Source organism: Undibacterium umbellatum, from assembly GCF_014284125.1.
In the GTDB taxonomy this organism is placed as follows: Bacteria; Pseudomonadota; Gammaproteobacteria; order Burkholderiales; family Burkholderiaceae_D; genus Undibacterium; species Undibacterium umbellatum.
This window is the reverse complement of sequence record NZ_JACOFX010000005.1, coordinates 220,437-232,972: the sequence shown is the minus strand read 5'-3', so window position 1 is coordinate 232,972 and position 12,536 is coordinate 220,437. Positions and strand designations below refer to the sequence as shown.

Annotated in this window: 14 protein-coding genes; 7 read left to right on the top strand and 7 right to left on the bottom strand. The window is 51.4% G+C overall.

Features of this window, described 5'->3' with window-relative positions; genetic code table 11:
* The first annotated feature begins 2 nt into the window (after positions 1-2).
* The 6 genes from H8L47_RS12770 to H8L47_RS12745 all read left to right on the top strand — a co-directional run bounded on the left by H8L47_RS12770 (position 3) and on the right by H8L47_RS12745 (position 3,996).
* Positions 3-557, top strand: a complete 555-nt coding sequence (locus H8L47_RS12770) for an RNA 2'-phosphotransferase (protein ID WP_186953974.1) — start codon at positions 3-5, stop codon at positions 555-557.
* Positions 547-1,089: a protein-tyrosine phosphatase family protein gene (locus H8L47_RS12765; RefSeq protein ID WP_186953973.1), complete on the top strand. Its 543-nt coding sequence runs from the start codon at positions 547-549 to the stop codon at positions 1,087-1,089. Before H8L47_RS12770 ends, H8L47_RS12765 begins: the two co-directional genes overlap by 11 nt.
* Entirely contained in the window at positions 1,086-1,643 is a 558-nt protein-coding gene (locus H8L47_RS12760) for an NADAR family protein (RefSeq protein ID WP_186953972.1), read from the top strand. The genes H8L47_RS12765 and H8L47_RS12760 overlap by 4 nt, the downstream gene beginning before the upstream one ends.
* 95 nt (positions 1,644-1,738) lie before the next feature.
* Positions 1,739-2,332, top strand: a complete 594-nt coding sequence (locus H8L47_RS12755) for a DUF4291 domain-containing protein (RefSeq protein WP_186953971.1) — start codon at positions 1,739-1,741, stop codon at positions 2,330-2,332.
* Between the two features lie 136 nt (positions 2,333-2,468).
* The gene (locus H8L47_RS12750; RefSeq protein WP_230413713.1) at positions 2,469-3,350 is read left to right on the top strand and encodes a CmcJ/NvfI family oxidoreductase; all 882 of its coding nucleotides are present in this window, start codon (positions 2,469-2,471) and stop codon (positions 3,348-3,350) included.
* A gap of 10 nt (positions 3,351-3,360) precedes the next feature.
* On the top strand, positions 3,361-3,996 hold the full coding sequence (locus H8L47_RS12745) for a 2-hydroxychromene-2-carboxylate isomerase (protein WP_186953970.1): 636 nt from the start codon (positions 3,361-3,363) through the stop codon (positions 3,994-3,996).
* Here the strand turns inward: H8L47_RS12745 and H8L47_RS12740 are convergent.
* Together H8L47_RS12740 and H8L47_RS12735 are read right to left on the bottom strand one after the other, a co-directional pair.
* Positions 3,981-4,913, bottom strand: coding sequence for a LysR substrate-binding domain-containing protein (locus tag H8L47_RS12740; RefSeq protein ID WP_186953969.1), 933 nt, complete (start codon positions 4,911-4,913; stop codon positions 3,981-3,983). The genes H8L47_RS12745 and H8L47_RS12740 overlap by 16 nt on opposite strands.
* Before the next feature lie 62 nt (positions 4,914-4,975).
* Complete coding sequence (locus H8L47_RS12735) at positions 4,976-5,797, bottom strand: alpha/beta fold hydrolase (RefSeq protein WP_186953968.1); 822 nt, start codon at positions 5,795-5,797, stop codon at positions 4,976-4,978.
* A gap of 133 nt (positions 5,798-5,930) precedes the next feature.
* On the opposite strand from H8L47_RS12735, the gene H8L47_RS12730 reads away from it, so the two are divergent.
* Positions 5,931-6,512, top strand: a complete 582-nt coding sequence (locus H8L47_RS12730) for a TetR/AcrR family transcriptional regulator (RefSeq protein ID WP_186953967.1) — start codon at positions 5,931-5,933, stop codon at positions 6,510-6,512.
* A gap of 66 nt (positions 6,513-6,578) precedes the next feature.
* Here the strand turns inward: H8L47_RS12730 and H8L47_RS12725 are convergent, their stop codons facing one another.
* From H8L47_RS12725 to H8L47_RS12705, 5 genes are all read right to left on the bottom strand, one after another.
* Complete coding sequence (locus H8L47_RS12725; RefSeq protein WP_186953966.1) at positions 6,579-8,393, bottom strand: family 2A encapsulin nanocompartment cargo protein cysteine desulfurase; 1,815 nt, start codon at positions 8,391-8,393, stop codon at positions 6,579-6,581.
* Positions 8,368-9,309, bottom strand: coding sequence for a family 2A encapsulin nanocompartment shell protein (locus tag H8L47_RS12720; RefSeq protein ID WP_186953965.1), 942 nt, complete (start codon positions 9,307-9,309; stop codon positions 8,368-8,370). The genes H8L47_RS12725 and H8L47_RS12720 overlap by 26 nt, the downstream gene beginning before the upstream one ends.
* Positions 9,310-9,411: 102 nt before the next feature.
* The gene (gene epsC, locus H8L47_RS12715) at positions 9,412-10,368 is read right to left on the bottom strand and encodes a serine O-acetyltransferase EpsC (protein ID WP_186953964.1); all 957 of its coding nucleotides are present in this window, start codon (positions 10,366-10,368) and stop codon (positions 9,412-9,414) included.
* Positions 10,369-10,406: 38 nt separating this feature from the next.
* Complete coding sequence (locus tag H8L47_RS12710) at positions 10,407-10,883, bottom strand: rhodanese-like domain-containing protein (RefSeq protein ID WP_186953963.1); 477 nt, start codon at positions 10,881-10,883, stop codon at positions 10,407-10,409.
* Positions 10,884-11,196: 313 nt separating this feature from the next.
* Positions 11,197-12,468, bottom strand: a complete 1,272-nt coding sequence (locus H8L47_RS12705) for an O-acetylhomoserine aminocarboxypropyltransferase/cysteine synthase family protein (RefSeq protein WP_186953962.1) — start codon at positions 12,466-12,468, stop codon at positions 11,197-11,199.
* Positions 12,469-12,536 lie beyond the last annotated feature (68 nt).

Sequence of the window (12,536 nt, the reverse complement as noted above, 5' to 3'; positions counted from 1 at the left end):
TAATGAAAAATAAAGATAAAAGTCTAAGCAAATTCCTCAGCTATGTATTGCGTCACCAGCCTGATTCCATAGACATCAAACTGGATGAGCAGGGCTGGACAGAAATAGCGGCCTTAATAAACCAGGCTGCAAGGCATGGCAAGCGCTTCAAACTGGAAGACTTGCACGAGGCCGTGCGTACTTCAGACAAACAGCGCTTCGCCGTTAGCGAAGATGGATTGCGTATCCGAGCAAACCAGGGGCATTCAGTCAAGGTCGATCTGGCATTGCCCGTGACGGTACCGCCGGATGTTTTGTATCACGGTACTGCCAGCCGTTTCATCGCATCCATCATGAAAGAAGGGCTACGTCCTGGCTCACGGCACCACGTGCATTTGTCGACGACCATAACAACTGCGCGCACGGTAGGTGCAAGGCATGGTGCGCCAGTCATATTGAAAGTCATGGCAGAACAAATGCAGGAAGATGGTTTCCAGTTTCTGGTATCTCCGAATGGTGTATGGCTATGTGATAGTGTGCCGTCAAAATATTTGATCAGGATGAGTGATGACAAGTAAACGACCAAATCATAATACTTACTGGGTAAGGCCAGTTCAGTTACTGGCAGGTGAATATCCTGGAGCAATAGATGATCAATCTGCAGCGATCCGGTTGGAGCAATTTCTTGACTGTGGCGTCGATTACTTCATTGACCTGACAGAAGAAGATGAATTGCATCCTTACGCACCGCTGTTAATGAAGTTGGCTGCTGAGCGCGGCGTGCAAGTCCAGCATCATCGTTTTGCCATACCTGACCGCAATATTCCGTCTTCGACGAAGCTGATGCAAGATATTTTGCATGCATTGCGTGAAGCATTGGCGAAGCAGCACACCGTGTATGTACATTGTTTCGGCGGCATAGGCCGCACCGGCACTGTCATAGGCTGCTATTTGAATGAAGAGCATCAGGATGCTGAGGCAGGTTTGAAAGAACTGGCGCATTTGTGGCAACAGATGGAAAAGAGAAATTACTGGCCAGATACGCCACAAACTGCAGAGCAGCACGCCTGGGTGATGGCCTGGTCTGCAGATAGCCTAGGAAAAACATGAATGCGCTGGAAGAATTATTAAAGCAGATAGATGAAGGAAAGCAGTTTACCTATCTGCATTTCTGGGGACATAAACAACGTAGCTTGGAAGTAGACAAAGCCTGCCTCAGCCAATGGTTTGTCGCGCCGTTTAAGATCGATGACATCACTTACCCCACGGCTGAACACTATATGATGGCTGGCAAGGCCAGGCTGTTTGATGACCAGGTCGTGCTCAAGGAAATACTAACAACCAACGATCCTGACATTGTGAAGCGCCTGGGCAGAAAAGTGAAAAATTATGATGAATCGACATGGGTAGAACATCGCTCACAGATTGTGGTCGACGGCAATTATGCGAAATTTTCGCAAAATCCGAAACTGGCAAAGTATCTGCTCAGTACCGCAGACAGGATCATCGTCGAAGCCAGCCCGCTGGACAAAATCTGGGGAACAGGTCTGGCACAAGATCACCCGGATAGTAATAGCCCCCATCTTTGGCAGGGATTGAATCTGCTGGGTTTTGCCTTAATGGAAGTCAGGCATAAATTACTCGTGGAACAAATGAATTATTGAGGTTTTCCTAAATGATGACAACACATCGCGTGCTGATTCTCCTATAAGAACCAACACGAGGGTACTGTCATGTATTATGTAAAGATCAATAGAAAATGAAGTTTGAAGCTTATAAAAAACAGACAGAACAATGGCCAGATGATGGCAAGCACATCATGGCGCAATTTGATGAAGAGACCATTATCGTCTATCAGGCATATTCTGATGCCATCGCCGATTTTGCAGTCGCGCACCAATACTTTGGTGGCGCATTCAGTTATACGCGCATGAGCTGGATCAAACCAAATTTTTTATGGATGATGTTCCGCTCAGGTTGGGCGCAGAAATCTGGGCAGGAGCGTGTGCTGGCAATACGCATCAAGCGTAGTTTTTTTGATGAAATTTTAACGCAGGCTATACCGTCATCCTTTATTGCCTCAGGATTTGCCACACAAGAAGCATGGAAGCAGGCGATAGAAACCTCTGAAGTCCGTTTGCAATGGGACCCTGATCACGACCCTGTGGGTAACTGCTTGCCGCGACGCGCCTTACAACTAGGTTTGCGTGGCAAAATGCTGGCTCGCTACGGCAAAGAAGAAATACTGGAAATCATCGATGTCACACCGTTTATATTGGAGCAGTTTCCACATGCTGATCAGCACGAACAATTGCTGATACCTAGCGAATCCATTTATCAATCCTGCATTTGACATGCTACCCACGCATTCGAATTGCGCAAAAATGTCGTTTGAATACTAGCCTCGCATCCGTTTAAATAGCCATAGACGAACACCCTAAACTTACCAACCGGAAGCCCGGTTTCGTCGCATTTGGGCCGGAGGCTATATGGATGTCCTTACTGAGAGTCAACGCGATTTTTCAGTGCCAATTTCAATGCAAGGCAGCAGCTATGTGCTGGCTCCCATGAGCTATGTTCTGCCTGGCGAACGGAGACCCGTGAGTTATACCTTTGAACCTCCTGCTGGCATCCCCTGGGAGAACGCCACTTACGATGTGCGTGAAGTTGCGATACATGATGCCCGTCAGGCAGAACAGGAACCTCAGCTTGAGCGTGAGGGTTTTGAGTTATGGGATGCGCCTACGTCTGTCAAGAATTTCCTGGATCATGAAGAAGTCAGGTCTGACTATTATCAGGAAGCGCGTGAACTGGCACTGGCTGTCACGGGTGGCAGTCAGGCTTATGTCTTTGATCACCTGGTCAGGCGACGTGAACCCAGGACAAGCTCTTTATCCTTCGGCAAACGTGCAGAGAATGGTTTGGCGGCGGCTAATGGCCGCATACATAATGACTATACCGAGCAATCAGGACAGAAACGCCTGGCGCTAGTCGTCAGGGATTTGGAAATAATGGCACAGATACGGCGCTATTGCATCATCAATATCTGGCGTCCTACCCATCATACCGTGCTGGATACGCCGCTGGCGGTTTGTGATGCGCGTACTGTCCGGCAATCGCATTTGCTGGCTTGCGATGTCAAGTATCCTAACCGCACCGGTGAAATTTATCTGTCCAGATTTTCGCCCAGACATCGCTGGTCTTACTTTTCTGAAATGCAGCCAAATGAAGCGCTGATTTTTAAACAATATGACAGCCAGTTCAGCGGTGTCTCGCGCTTTACACCACATGCAGCATTTGATCATCCACATGCACCAACTGATGCTCCGCCAAGAGAAAGCATAGAGTTGCGCTGCCTGGTGGTTTTTTAGAAAGGAGATCATGATGGATACGCCTATCACCACCATGCCTGTCATTGATTTCTGGTTTGAGTTTGGCAGCAATTACAGTTACCTGAGTGTCATGCGCATAGAGCAGGATGCGGCTAGAGCTGGCGTCAGGATACGCTGGCAGCCATTCTTGCTTGGCCCGATATTCCAGGCTTTTGGCTGGAACACTTCACCCTTTGTTTTGCAAAAAGCCAAGGGTGATTATGTCTGGCTGGATATGGAAAGGCAATGCCGCAAGTATGGCCTGCCCTGGAAAAAACCAGGCAATTTCCCGCGCTCTGCTATCTTGCCTTTACGAGTAGCCGTGTTGGCTGCAGAACAAAGCTGGATGGCAGAATATTGCCGCCGTATGATGCAAATGAATTTTTCCTATGACCGCGATATCGATAACAAAGAAGTTGTGACTGCGGTGTTAAATGACATGGGATTGGCTGCTGCCGACATAATTGAGCAAGCCTTAAGCGAAGAAAACAAACTGAAGCTGCGAAGGCAAACCGAACTGGCCATGAGCAAGGGTATATTTGGCGCGCCGACTTTCTTTGTTGGAGAGCACATGTTCTGGGGGAATGACAGACTCGACGATGCGCTGGCTTACTGCCATGAATTGCTGCTTTATCCAGATGCCTGAGTTTTTGTTTTACTCGCTTCGCTAAGCAACCAGTCCTTGACTTGCAATGCGTCCACGCTGGGCCCAGCATCCGCTACTAGCAGCCAGTATGCAAAGCCATGTGCGCCCTGACTCTTGCCGGGTGCTAATGTCATCAGCCTGCCGTCGGCAATGAAGTCCTGTATCAATTCCAGCCGCCCCAGCGCTATGCCCTGTCCAGCGACTGCTGCCTGTATCAATTGATCGTACTGATTGAAATGCAGGATACCTCGCGCCCTGGCTGCCTGCAATTCTTCTTTGCTTAACCAATCGTGCCACGATAGCCAGTCTTTTTTCGCTTCTTCAAATTCCAGCAACGGCCATTGCAATGCAAGCTTGCCGTTCTTCTTGAACTTCAAGCCCAGCGAAGGATGAGCCACCGGAACTATCGTTTCACCAAACAGGCGTATGGCATCCGCAGGTACGGATTTGGCGTTGGTATAGCGTATTGCCAGGTCGATGCTGTCTTTGCTCGGATCGATTATTTTGTTATTGGCTGAAATGCGCACATCGACAGACGGGTGCAATTTTTGAAAGGCATTCAATCTGGGTAAGAGCCACAAGCCAGTCAGACCTATGCTGGCGCTGATCGTTACTGGCCCTACAGGCCGGGCTAACGACTGCGCCACTATGTCACCCGCGACATCCTGCAACTGCTGCAAGGCGGCGTCGGCACTGCGGAACAGGCGTTCACCTTCTGCAGTGAAAGCAATGCTGCGATAGCCACGCACCAGCAAGCTGATACCTAGTTGCTGTTCCAATGCCTGGACCTGGCGGCTAACTGCCGACTGGCTCAGACATAGTTCTTCCGCCGCCAGCGTGATACTCATATGGCGGCCAACAGCAACAAAGCCTCTTAGCTGGTCAAGAAAAGCCAGTTTGGCAAGTGGTAATGACATTCTCATTTCGCATGTCAACGCAACTGATGATCAGCTTGTGATTGAAACACAGCTACTCTTGATTAGCAATGCAACTGGCGAACTATCGCGCTGCTCTCAACAATGAAACTGACTGCAGCATGAATGGCATCCGGCGTACGCAAGATGCGCCTGTGGCCAGTTCCCGCACTTGCTATTAGCTTTGCTTGCGGCCATGCAGCGGCCAGCGCCTGGCTTTCGGCATACGGCATTTCCTTGTCTTCAGGGTCATGCATGATCAGGGCAGGATGACGCATACCATGCTGTAATTGGTCCAGATCCATGGTTTCCAGTGGCGCACCTATGCTTGTCACCAGCATCTGTTCCAACTCCCTCCTTTCAGTTTCATCCAGCCCACCAAGCCTGGCAGCTTGCTGAAGCACGCGTGTCAATGAAGCCGGGCCACACAGATGAACACTAGCTTGAACTTGCACACCTTGGGCAAAAGCATACAGGCTGGCGGCTGAACCTACAGAATGGGCGATAGTGGCTGTGAGTGCTCCCAAATGCTGAGCCACTGCGACCACGGCCTTACCATAGGCCAGCACATTGGTGCTTTCTCCTTGCGATGCGCCATGTGCAGGTGCATCCAGAGCAGTCACGCTAAAGCCAGCTTGCAGCAAGGGGGCGACAAAACTCGCCATGTGACTGGCACGGCTCTCCCATCCATGCAGGAGCAGGACTTGCGGTCCTTGTCCCCAACTCCAGGCAAGCAGTTCCTGACCAGCATAAGGAATGCTGATTGGTCTGGCCTGTGCCAACGCCTTTCTGTCATCTTCGGTTTCTGCCTGTTTTTGCGGTCTGGTAAATGCCTGCAAGATCATGTCCATGATGGGGTTAATTGCTTCTTTGTCTTGTCTATTCATATTACCCTCCAAATTAGATGATGATTGCAATCTTAAAGATGTCGATTATCATCTAAAATACAAGCTTGTGTCAAACACTGATCAACATGTATTGGAATGCAAACGTCCTGCTTTCCAATGAGGAATAGTCAAAATGAGAACTACACGCGAACAAACTGCGCAAACCAGGGTACGCATCATAGAAACTGCGGCGCGCCTCTATCGAGAGCATGGCATGAATGGCATAGGCGTGGCAGACCTGATGAAAGAAGCTGGCCTCACACACGGCGGTTTTTATAAGCACTTTGAATCCAAGGAGGCATTGATCGCTGAAGCCTGTGCCACCGCCCTGGAAACCACTCGCATGGAATTGGCGCGCAAGGCTGAACTAGCCAGCAATGAGGAAGCCATCGCCAGCCTGGTACACGCCTATCTGAGCCGGGCACATAGCGACCATCCAGGCCAGGGCTGTGCGATTGCCGCACTGGGAGCAGAAGCTGCGCGCGACGAGGCCGCCAGTAAGGAAGTGATGGCGCAAGGGGTAGATGAATTGCTGGCACTGATCAACAAACAATTGCGCAGATCAGGAGCAAAGGACGATGCAGGCACTGCACACGGCGTCTTGTCCTCACTGATAGGTGGGCTGCTGTTATCGCGCATGACGGATAGCCCAGCCAAATCCAAGGCCGTGCTGCGTGATACCAGTGATTTTGTTTTGAAGGCGGTGCAGAAATAAAGAAACCTGCCCCTCATTGCTAAGGGGCAGGTGATGCGTTAAAACAATTTAATTCACTTTATCACTTCACTTACGATTATTTGCAAGCCTGCGTACTACAGCCAGAAAACGGTCTATCTCTTCGCAAGTATTATAGAAAGCAAACGAAGGCCGCACCGTTGCTTCTACGCCGAAACGACGCAAAATGGGTTGCGCACAATGATGGCCGGATCGTACCGCTATCCCTTCATCATTAAGCGCCTTGCCGACTTCTGCAGTCTCATAACGGGCCAGCACAAAGGATGCAACGCTGGCCTTTTCATGTGCCGTACCAATCAGGCGCACTCCTGGTATGCTCTTCAGCCCATGCGTTGCATATTCCAGCAAGGCATGTTCGTAAAGGGCGATATTTTCCAAACCTATGCGTTCGACATAATCAATCGCAGCGCCCAGGCCAACTGCATCGGCAATATTGCCAGTACCTGCTTCAAAGCGTGCTGGTGCTGGCTGATAACGGGTGTGCTCGAAAGTCACATCCGCAATCATATTGCCACCGCCCTGCCATGGCGGCAATTGTTCCAGCAAGGCCTTCTTGCCATACACGACGCCTATGCCAGTCGGGCCGAATACCTTGTGCCCTGAGAAAACATAGAAGTCAGCATCCAGCGCCTGCACATTCACACGCAGATGTGACACGGCTTGCGCCCCGTCTATCAACACGCGGGCACCAACAGCATGCGCCAGGGCTGTGATTTCATGCACAGGGGCGATTGTACCCAGGGCATTTGACACTTGCGTTACCGCCACCAGACGGGTTTTGCTGTTCAAGAGCTTGCGGTACTCGTCGAGCAAGACCTGGCCACTGTCGTCCACAGGAATCACACGTATGACAGCGCCCTTCTCCACCGCCAGTTGTTGCCAGGGCACGATATTGGCATGGTGTTCAAGATGGGAAACGATGATCTCATCACCCGCACCGATGAACTTCTTGCCAAAGGTTTGCGCTACCAGGTTGATACCTTCCGTCGCACCACGAACGAAGATGATTTCCTGTTCGCTGGCAGCACCAAGAAACTTGGCTAGCTTTTTACGTGCCGATTCATAAGCATCGCTGGCACGTGCGGCCAGTTCATGTGCCGCTCTGTGTATATTTGAATTCTCATGCTCATAGAAATAACTGATGCGGTCTATCACCGACTTTGGCTTGTGCGTGGTAGCAGCATTATCAAACCACACCAGTTGCTTGCCATCGACACGTTCGGCCAGGATAGGAAAATCCCTGCGCACGGCATTGATGTCAAAAGGTGCTGCCAAGGATGGATTAGCGGCTCGAGGTGCCTGATCCCAATAGTCTTGCTCGCCTTGCTGGAAATAATAAGCTGGCTGTGTAGCACTGCCACCGGCTTGTTGTGCAGGTGCAGACGTGGCCGACGTAGCTGGATATAGCTCGCCCAGTATGCGTTGCAATTGCTCTTGCCCCGGTACGTTGAAAGCACTGGCCCCGGATTGCTTTCCTGTTCCCTGTGCCGCCAGGCTGTCCAGACTATTGTCAGCAATGGGATAGCCATGCTCTTGCCCGACAAAATAATAGGGCGTGCTGGAACTGGCACCACCCGCTTGCGGGCGTGATGGTGCAATGCTGCTACCAGCATTTTGTGGCACGCCACTGGCAGGGACAGAAGGCTTGCTTTGTGCCGAACTGCTATCGTGCACAAGTGTGCGCGCCGACGGTGGCGCTTCGGGTGTATTGCCCTGGCTAAAGCTCGGCAAGAATTGCGTAGCCGCTTGCGCCGCACCTGGCACGAGGGCAAAAAATTCTGATGCCATGCGGTTCAGTGCGGCTTCATCTGGCAAACCCGAATTTGCCGCGCCAGTATTATTTGTAGGTGTCAGGATAGTCATGATATTTACCTATCTCTACGTCATCGAGAACAGCCACTGCATCATCTGTCAGCACCGCCAGCGAGCAGTACAGGGAGATGAGGTAAGAGGCAATCGCATTGCGGCTGATGCCCATGAAGCGCACGGACAAACCAGGGCTTTGTTCACCCGCCAGACCAGGCTGGAACAAGCCAACTACACCCTGACGTTTTTCACCCACGCGCAACAGGATGATTTTTGTCTTGCCATCTTCGATAGGCAATTTGTCAGACGGTACCAGTGGTACACCGCGCCATGTCAGAAATTGCGAACCGAACAGGCTGACTGTTGGTGGCGGCACGCCACGGCGTGTGCATTCACGGCCAAAAGCGGCAATCGCCAATGGGTGTGCAAGGAAGAAACCTGGCTCTTTCCAGACCTTGGTCAGCAAATCATCGAGATCATCCGGTGTAGGTGCACCTGTCAGGGTAGAGATGCGTTGATCGTCATGCACATTTGCCAGCAGACCGTAGTCAGGATTATTGATGAGTTCGCTTTCCTGGCGTTCCTTGATGGTTTCTACCGTCAGGCGTAATTGCTCCTTGATCTGGTCATGCGGGCTGCTGTAGAGATCAGAGATACGCGTGTGCACGTCCAGCACAGTGGCTACGGCATTGAGGAAATATTCGCGTGGCTGTTCGTCGTAATCGACAAAGGTTTGCGGCAATTCAGATTCATCACGCTGCGAACATGCTACGCGCACATCCTTGGGATTCTTTACTTTGTTGAGGCGGTATATACCTGCCTCGACAGGCAACCATTGCAGCAGATGTACCAGCCAGCGTGGCGAGATGGTGGATAACTGTGGGACGGTCTTGGTGGCATTCGCTAGCTGTCTGGCGGCGTTATCGCTCAGGGCGAAATTACCTGCAGTTGCTTCACTACTTACATCAGTCATTGCTTCACTCCATAAAAGTCAGTGCATAAAAAAATGAACAGGCGTGCGGGGATAAGCAGCCGTGTTATGTAGCTCACGGCTGTTCATTTGAAGCTCACTTATTCAAACCAAAGAAACGGGATTTTGCTGTTCGTGCCGCAAACTGGCCTGGCTCACATGGCTGCCTGCCGCCACATCGCTGGTGACCCAGACATTGCCGCCAACGATGGCACCGCGACCTATGGTGACGCGGCCCAGCACCGTGGCACCGGCATAGATCACCACATCATCTTCAACGATGGGGTGGCGCGGCAGCCCCTTTTGCAGCTTGCCATCATCATCGCTGGGGAAGCGTTTTGCCCCCAGCGTGACAGCCTGATAGATACGCACACGCTGGCCGATGACGGCAGTTTCACCGATCACCACACCAGTCCCATGATCAATGAAAAAGCCTGCGCCTATGCTGGCACCGGGGTGTATGTCTATACCTGTCTGTCCATGGGCGATCTCGGCAACGATGCGCGCCAGCAGCGGCACACCTAGCTGATACAGTTGATGGGCAATACGGTGATGTATCATGGCCAGTATACCGGGGTAGCACAGCAAGACTTCATCGACGGTGCGCGCTGCCGGGTCACCCTGATAGGCCGAAATCACATCGCTGTCCAGCATTGAACGTATGCCCGGCAAGGCACGGGAAAATTCACGCACTATCGTCAGCGCACGGTCATCAATATGCAGACCTTCTTCTTCGTGATAGCGCGAGGCATAACTGAGTTCCAGTCTGACCTGGCTCAGCAGCGAATGCAGAACCGTATCGAGCGTATGGCCCACATAGAAATCTTCACTTTCTTGCCGCAGTTCTGGCGGCCCCAGGCGCATGGGGAATAGAGCCCCGCGCAAATCATTGAGGATTTTTGCCAGTGCATCACGCGATGGCAATTCACGACCGCCAGGTTCGGCTGATCTTTGCTGGCGACGCCGCCATGCGTGACGTACAACTGCCAGCTCGCTGACGACCTGCTCTATACCGAACAGAGAAGCGCGTATCTCTTTAGTCTGTTGCAATGCTTGTCCCATGATGGCCTGCCTTATGATTTGCAAATTCTGTCTATGGTTTAGTCCTGCACCCAGGGCAGTTTGTGGAAACGCCAGCCACCACTATGCCCGCGCTGTTGTGCTTCATCCAGATCGCCTTCAAAACCCTGCTCTATATTGAAGACATTTGGCAATCCCGCCTTGCTGGCTGCCTCAGCAGCCAGTGCCGAGCGTTTACCGCTGCGACAAAGCAGCAAGACCACGGCCTGATTGTCCTTAAGCTTGCCTTCGAGTTCTTTGACAAAGCGGGGATTGCGTGTAAGGGCCGTGCCTGTCGCCCAGGCAACATGCAGGCTTTCTGGCAAATGACCGACGAACTTGCGCTCTTCGTTCGTGCGCACATCGACAATCACGGCCAAGCCTTGCTGCAGCAACGCCCAGGCATCGATGGGAAAAACACTACCGGCAAAAGGCAAGCCTGCATCTTTGGCTCGCTGGCGAGCCGCAGCAAGCAGGGAATGGTCAGTTACGGTTTGATTTGATGGGGAAGCTGTCATACAAATTCTCTGTATTGATGTTTATCGTCACAGAGATTGAATGTACAGAAATTACCTAAGGCAGAAAACGAATTAAATTGAAGTTAATTATCTGGAATTCGCATATGCAATGATGTGCGTGGAGAGAATCGGCGTGGAGACACAAAAAATAATCAAAACCACGTGAGCATCCAGGATAGATATCTGCATAGGCGGTACTCCCATAGCCTATGCCAGACTCGGTTCATTTTGAATGATCGCAGGTGGACACAAGTGATTGCGTGCCACCCGCATTGGGGATACAAGCTCAGCAAGGAATGCTGAGCCAGAGCGATCAGGCAGCCGCGAGTGCCTGTTCGAGGTCTGCGATCAAGTCGTCAATATGCTCTATGCCTATCGACAAACGCACGGTATCTTCAGTGACGCCCGCCTTTGCCAGTTCCTCAGGATTCAATTGACGGTGAGTAGTGCTGGCTGGATGGCATGCCAGCGATTTGGCATCACCGATATTCACCAGACGGGTGAATAACTGCAATGCATCCTGGAAACGCCCACCTGCATCGCGCCCACCTTCCAGCCCAAAGGTCAAAATGCCGGAAGGCTTGCCGCCCAGGTATTTTTGCGCCAGCGCGTGATCCTTGTGCTCAGGAAGACCAGCGTAGTTAACCCATTTCACTTTGGGATGCTTGTCCAGGTAATGAGCAATCTTGATGGTGTTATCTGTGATTCTGTCCATGCGCAAAGCCAGGGTTTCTATACCCTGCAAGATCAGGAAGGCATTGAAGGGGGACAACGCCGCACCGGTATTGCGCAGTGGCACAACACGGGCACGGCCTATGTAGGCGGCGGCACCCAGTGCTTCGGTGTACACCACGCCATGATAAGAGACATCAGGCTCATTCAGACGTTTGAATCGTTCTTTATGTTCGGCCCAGGGGAACTTGCCAGAATCAACGATGATGCCGCCTATGGAATTGCCATGACCACCCAGGTATTTAGTCAATGAATGGACCACAATGTCGGCACCGAATTCTATGGGGCGCAAGAGATAAGGTGAAGGCACGGTGTTATCAACAATCAGCGGCACACCATGTCTGTGGGCGACCTTGGCAATCGCTTCGATATCAGTGATATTGCCGAGCGGATTACCGATAGACTCGACAAACACAGCCTTGGTTTTACCATCAATCAGCTTGGCAAAGGATTCGGGATCGCGGTAATCAGCGAAGCGCGTCTCTATGCCAAACTGCGGCAGTGTGTGAGCGAACAGGTTGTAAGTGCCGCCATACAAGGTCGACGCAGAAACAATATTGTCACCCGCCTCAGCAATGGTTTGTATCGCATAGGTAATCGCAGCCTGGCCGGATGCAAGTGCCAGGCCAGCGATGCCACCCTCCAACTCTGCCACGCGTTTTTCCAGTACATCATTTGTCGGATTCATAATGCGACTATAGATGTTGCCTTGTACCTTGAGATCAAACAGGTCAGCGCCATGTTGGGTATTATCAAAGGCATAGGCGACAGTCTGGTAAATAGGCACTGCAACAGCGCGCGTGGTCGGGTCGGGCGTATAGCCACCATGTACGGCAATAGTTTCCAGCTTCATTACAATCCTTCAGTTTAGTTAACCAACATTGATCATAAAAATGCAGCCAATAAATCACAAGGAAGCAT

Bases quoted from the DNA above. Each gene is read 5' to 3' on its own strand.
- H8L47_RS12770 (WP_186953974.1), top strand. From the start codon at position 3: ATGAAAAATAAAGATAAAAGTCTAAGCAAATTCCTCAGCTATGTATTG.
- H8L47_RS12765 (WP_186953973.1), top strand. From the start codon at position 547: ATGACAAGTAAACGACCAAATCATAATACTTACTGGGTAAGGCCAGTT.
- H8L47_RS12760 (WP_186953972.1), top strand. From the start codon at position 1,086: ATGAATGCGCTGGAAGAATTATTAAAGCAGATAGATGAAGGAAAGCAG.
- H8L47_RS12755 (WP_186953971.1), top strand. From the start codon at position 1,739: ATGAAGTTTGAAGCTTATAAAAAACAGACAGAACAATGGCCAGATGAT.
- H8L47_RS12750 (WP_230413713.1), top strand. From the start codon at position 2,469: ATGGATGTCCTTACTGAGAGTCAACGCGATTTTTCAGTGCCAATTTCA.
- H8L47_RS12745 (WP_186953970.1), top strand. From the start codon at position 3,361: ATGATGGATACGCCTATCACCACCATGCCTGTCATTGATTTCTGGTTT.
- H8L47_RS12740 (WP_186953969.1), bottom strand. From the start codon at position 4,913: ATGTCATTACCACTTGCCAAACTGGCTTTTCTTGACCAGCTAAGAGGC.
- H8L47_RS12735 (WP_186953968.1), bottom strand. From the start codon at position 5,797: ATGAATAGACAAGACAAAGAAGCAATTAACCCCATCATGGACATGATC.
- H8L47_RS12730 (WP_186953967.1), top strand. From the start codon at position 5,931: ATGAGAACTACACGCGAACAAACTGCGCAAACCAGGGTACGCATCATA.
- H8L47_RS12725 (WP_186953966.1), bottom strand. From the start codon at position 8,393: ATGACTATCCTGACACCTACAAATAATACTGGCGCGGCAAATTCGGGT.
- H8L47_RS12720 (WP_186953965.1), bottom strand. From the start codon at position 9,309: ATGACTGATGTAAGTAGTGAAGCAACTGCAGGTAATTTCGCCCTGAGC.
- epsC (WP_186953964.1), bottom strand. From the start codon at position 10,368: ATGGGACAAGCATTGCAACAGACTAAAGAGATACGCGCTTCTCTGTTC.
- H8L47_RS12710 (WP_186953963.1), bottom strand. From the start codon at position 10,883: ATGACAGCTTCCCCATCAAATCAAACCGTAACTGACCATTCCCTGCTT.
- H8L47_RS12705 (WP_186953962.1), bottom strand. From the start codon at position 12,468: ATGAAGCTGGAAACTATTGCCGTACATGGTGGCTATACGCCCGACCCG.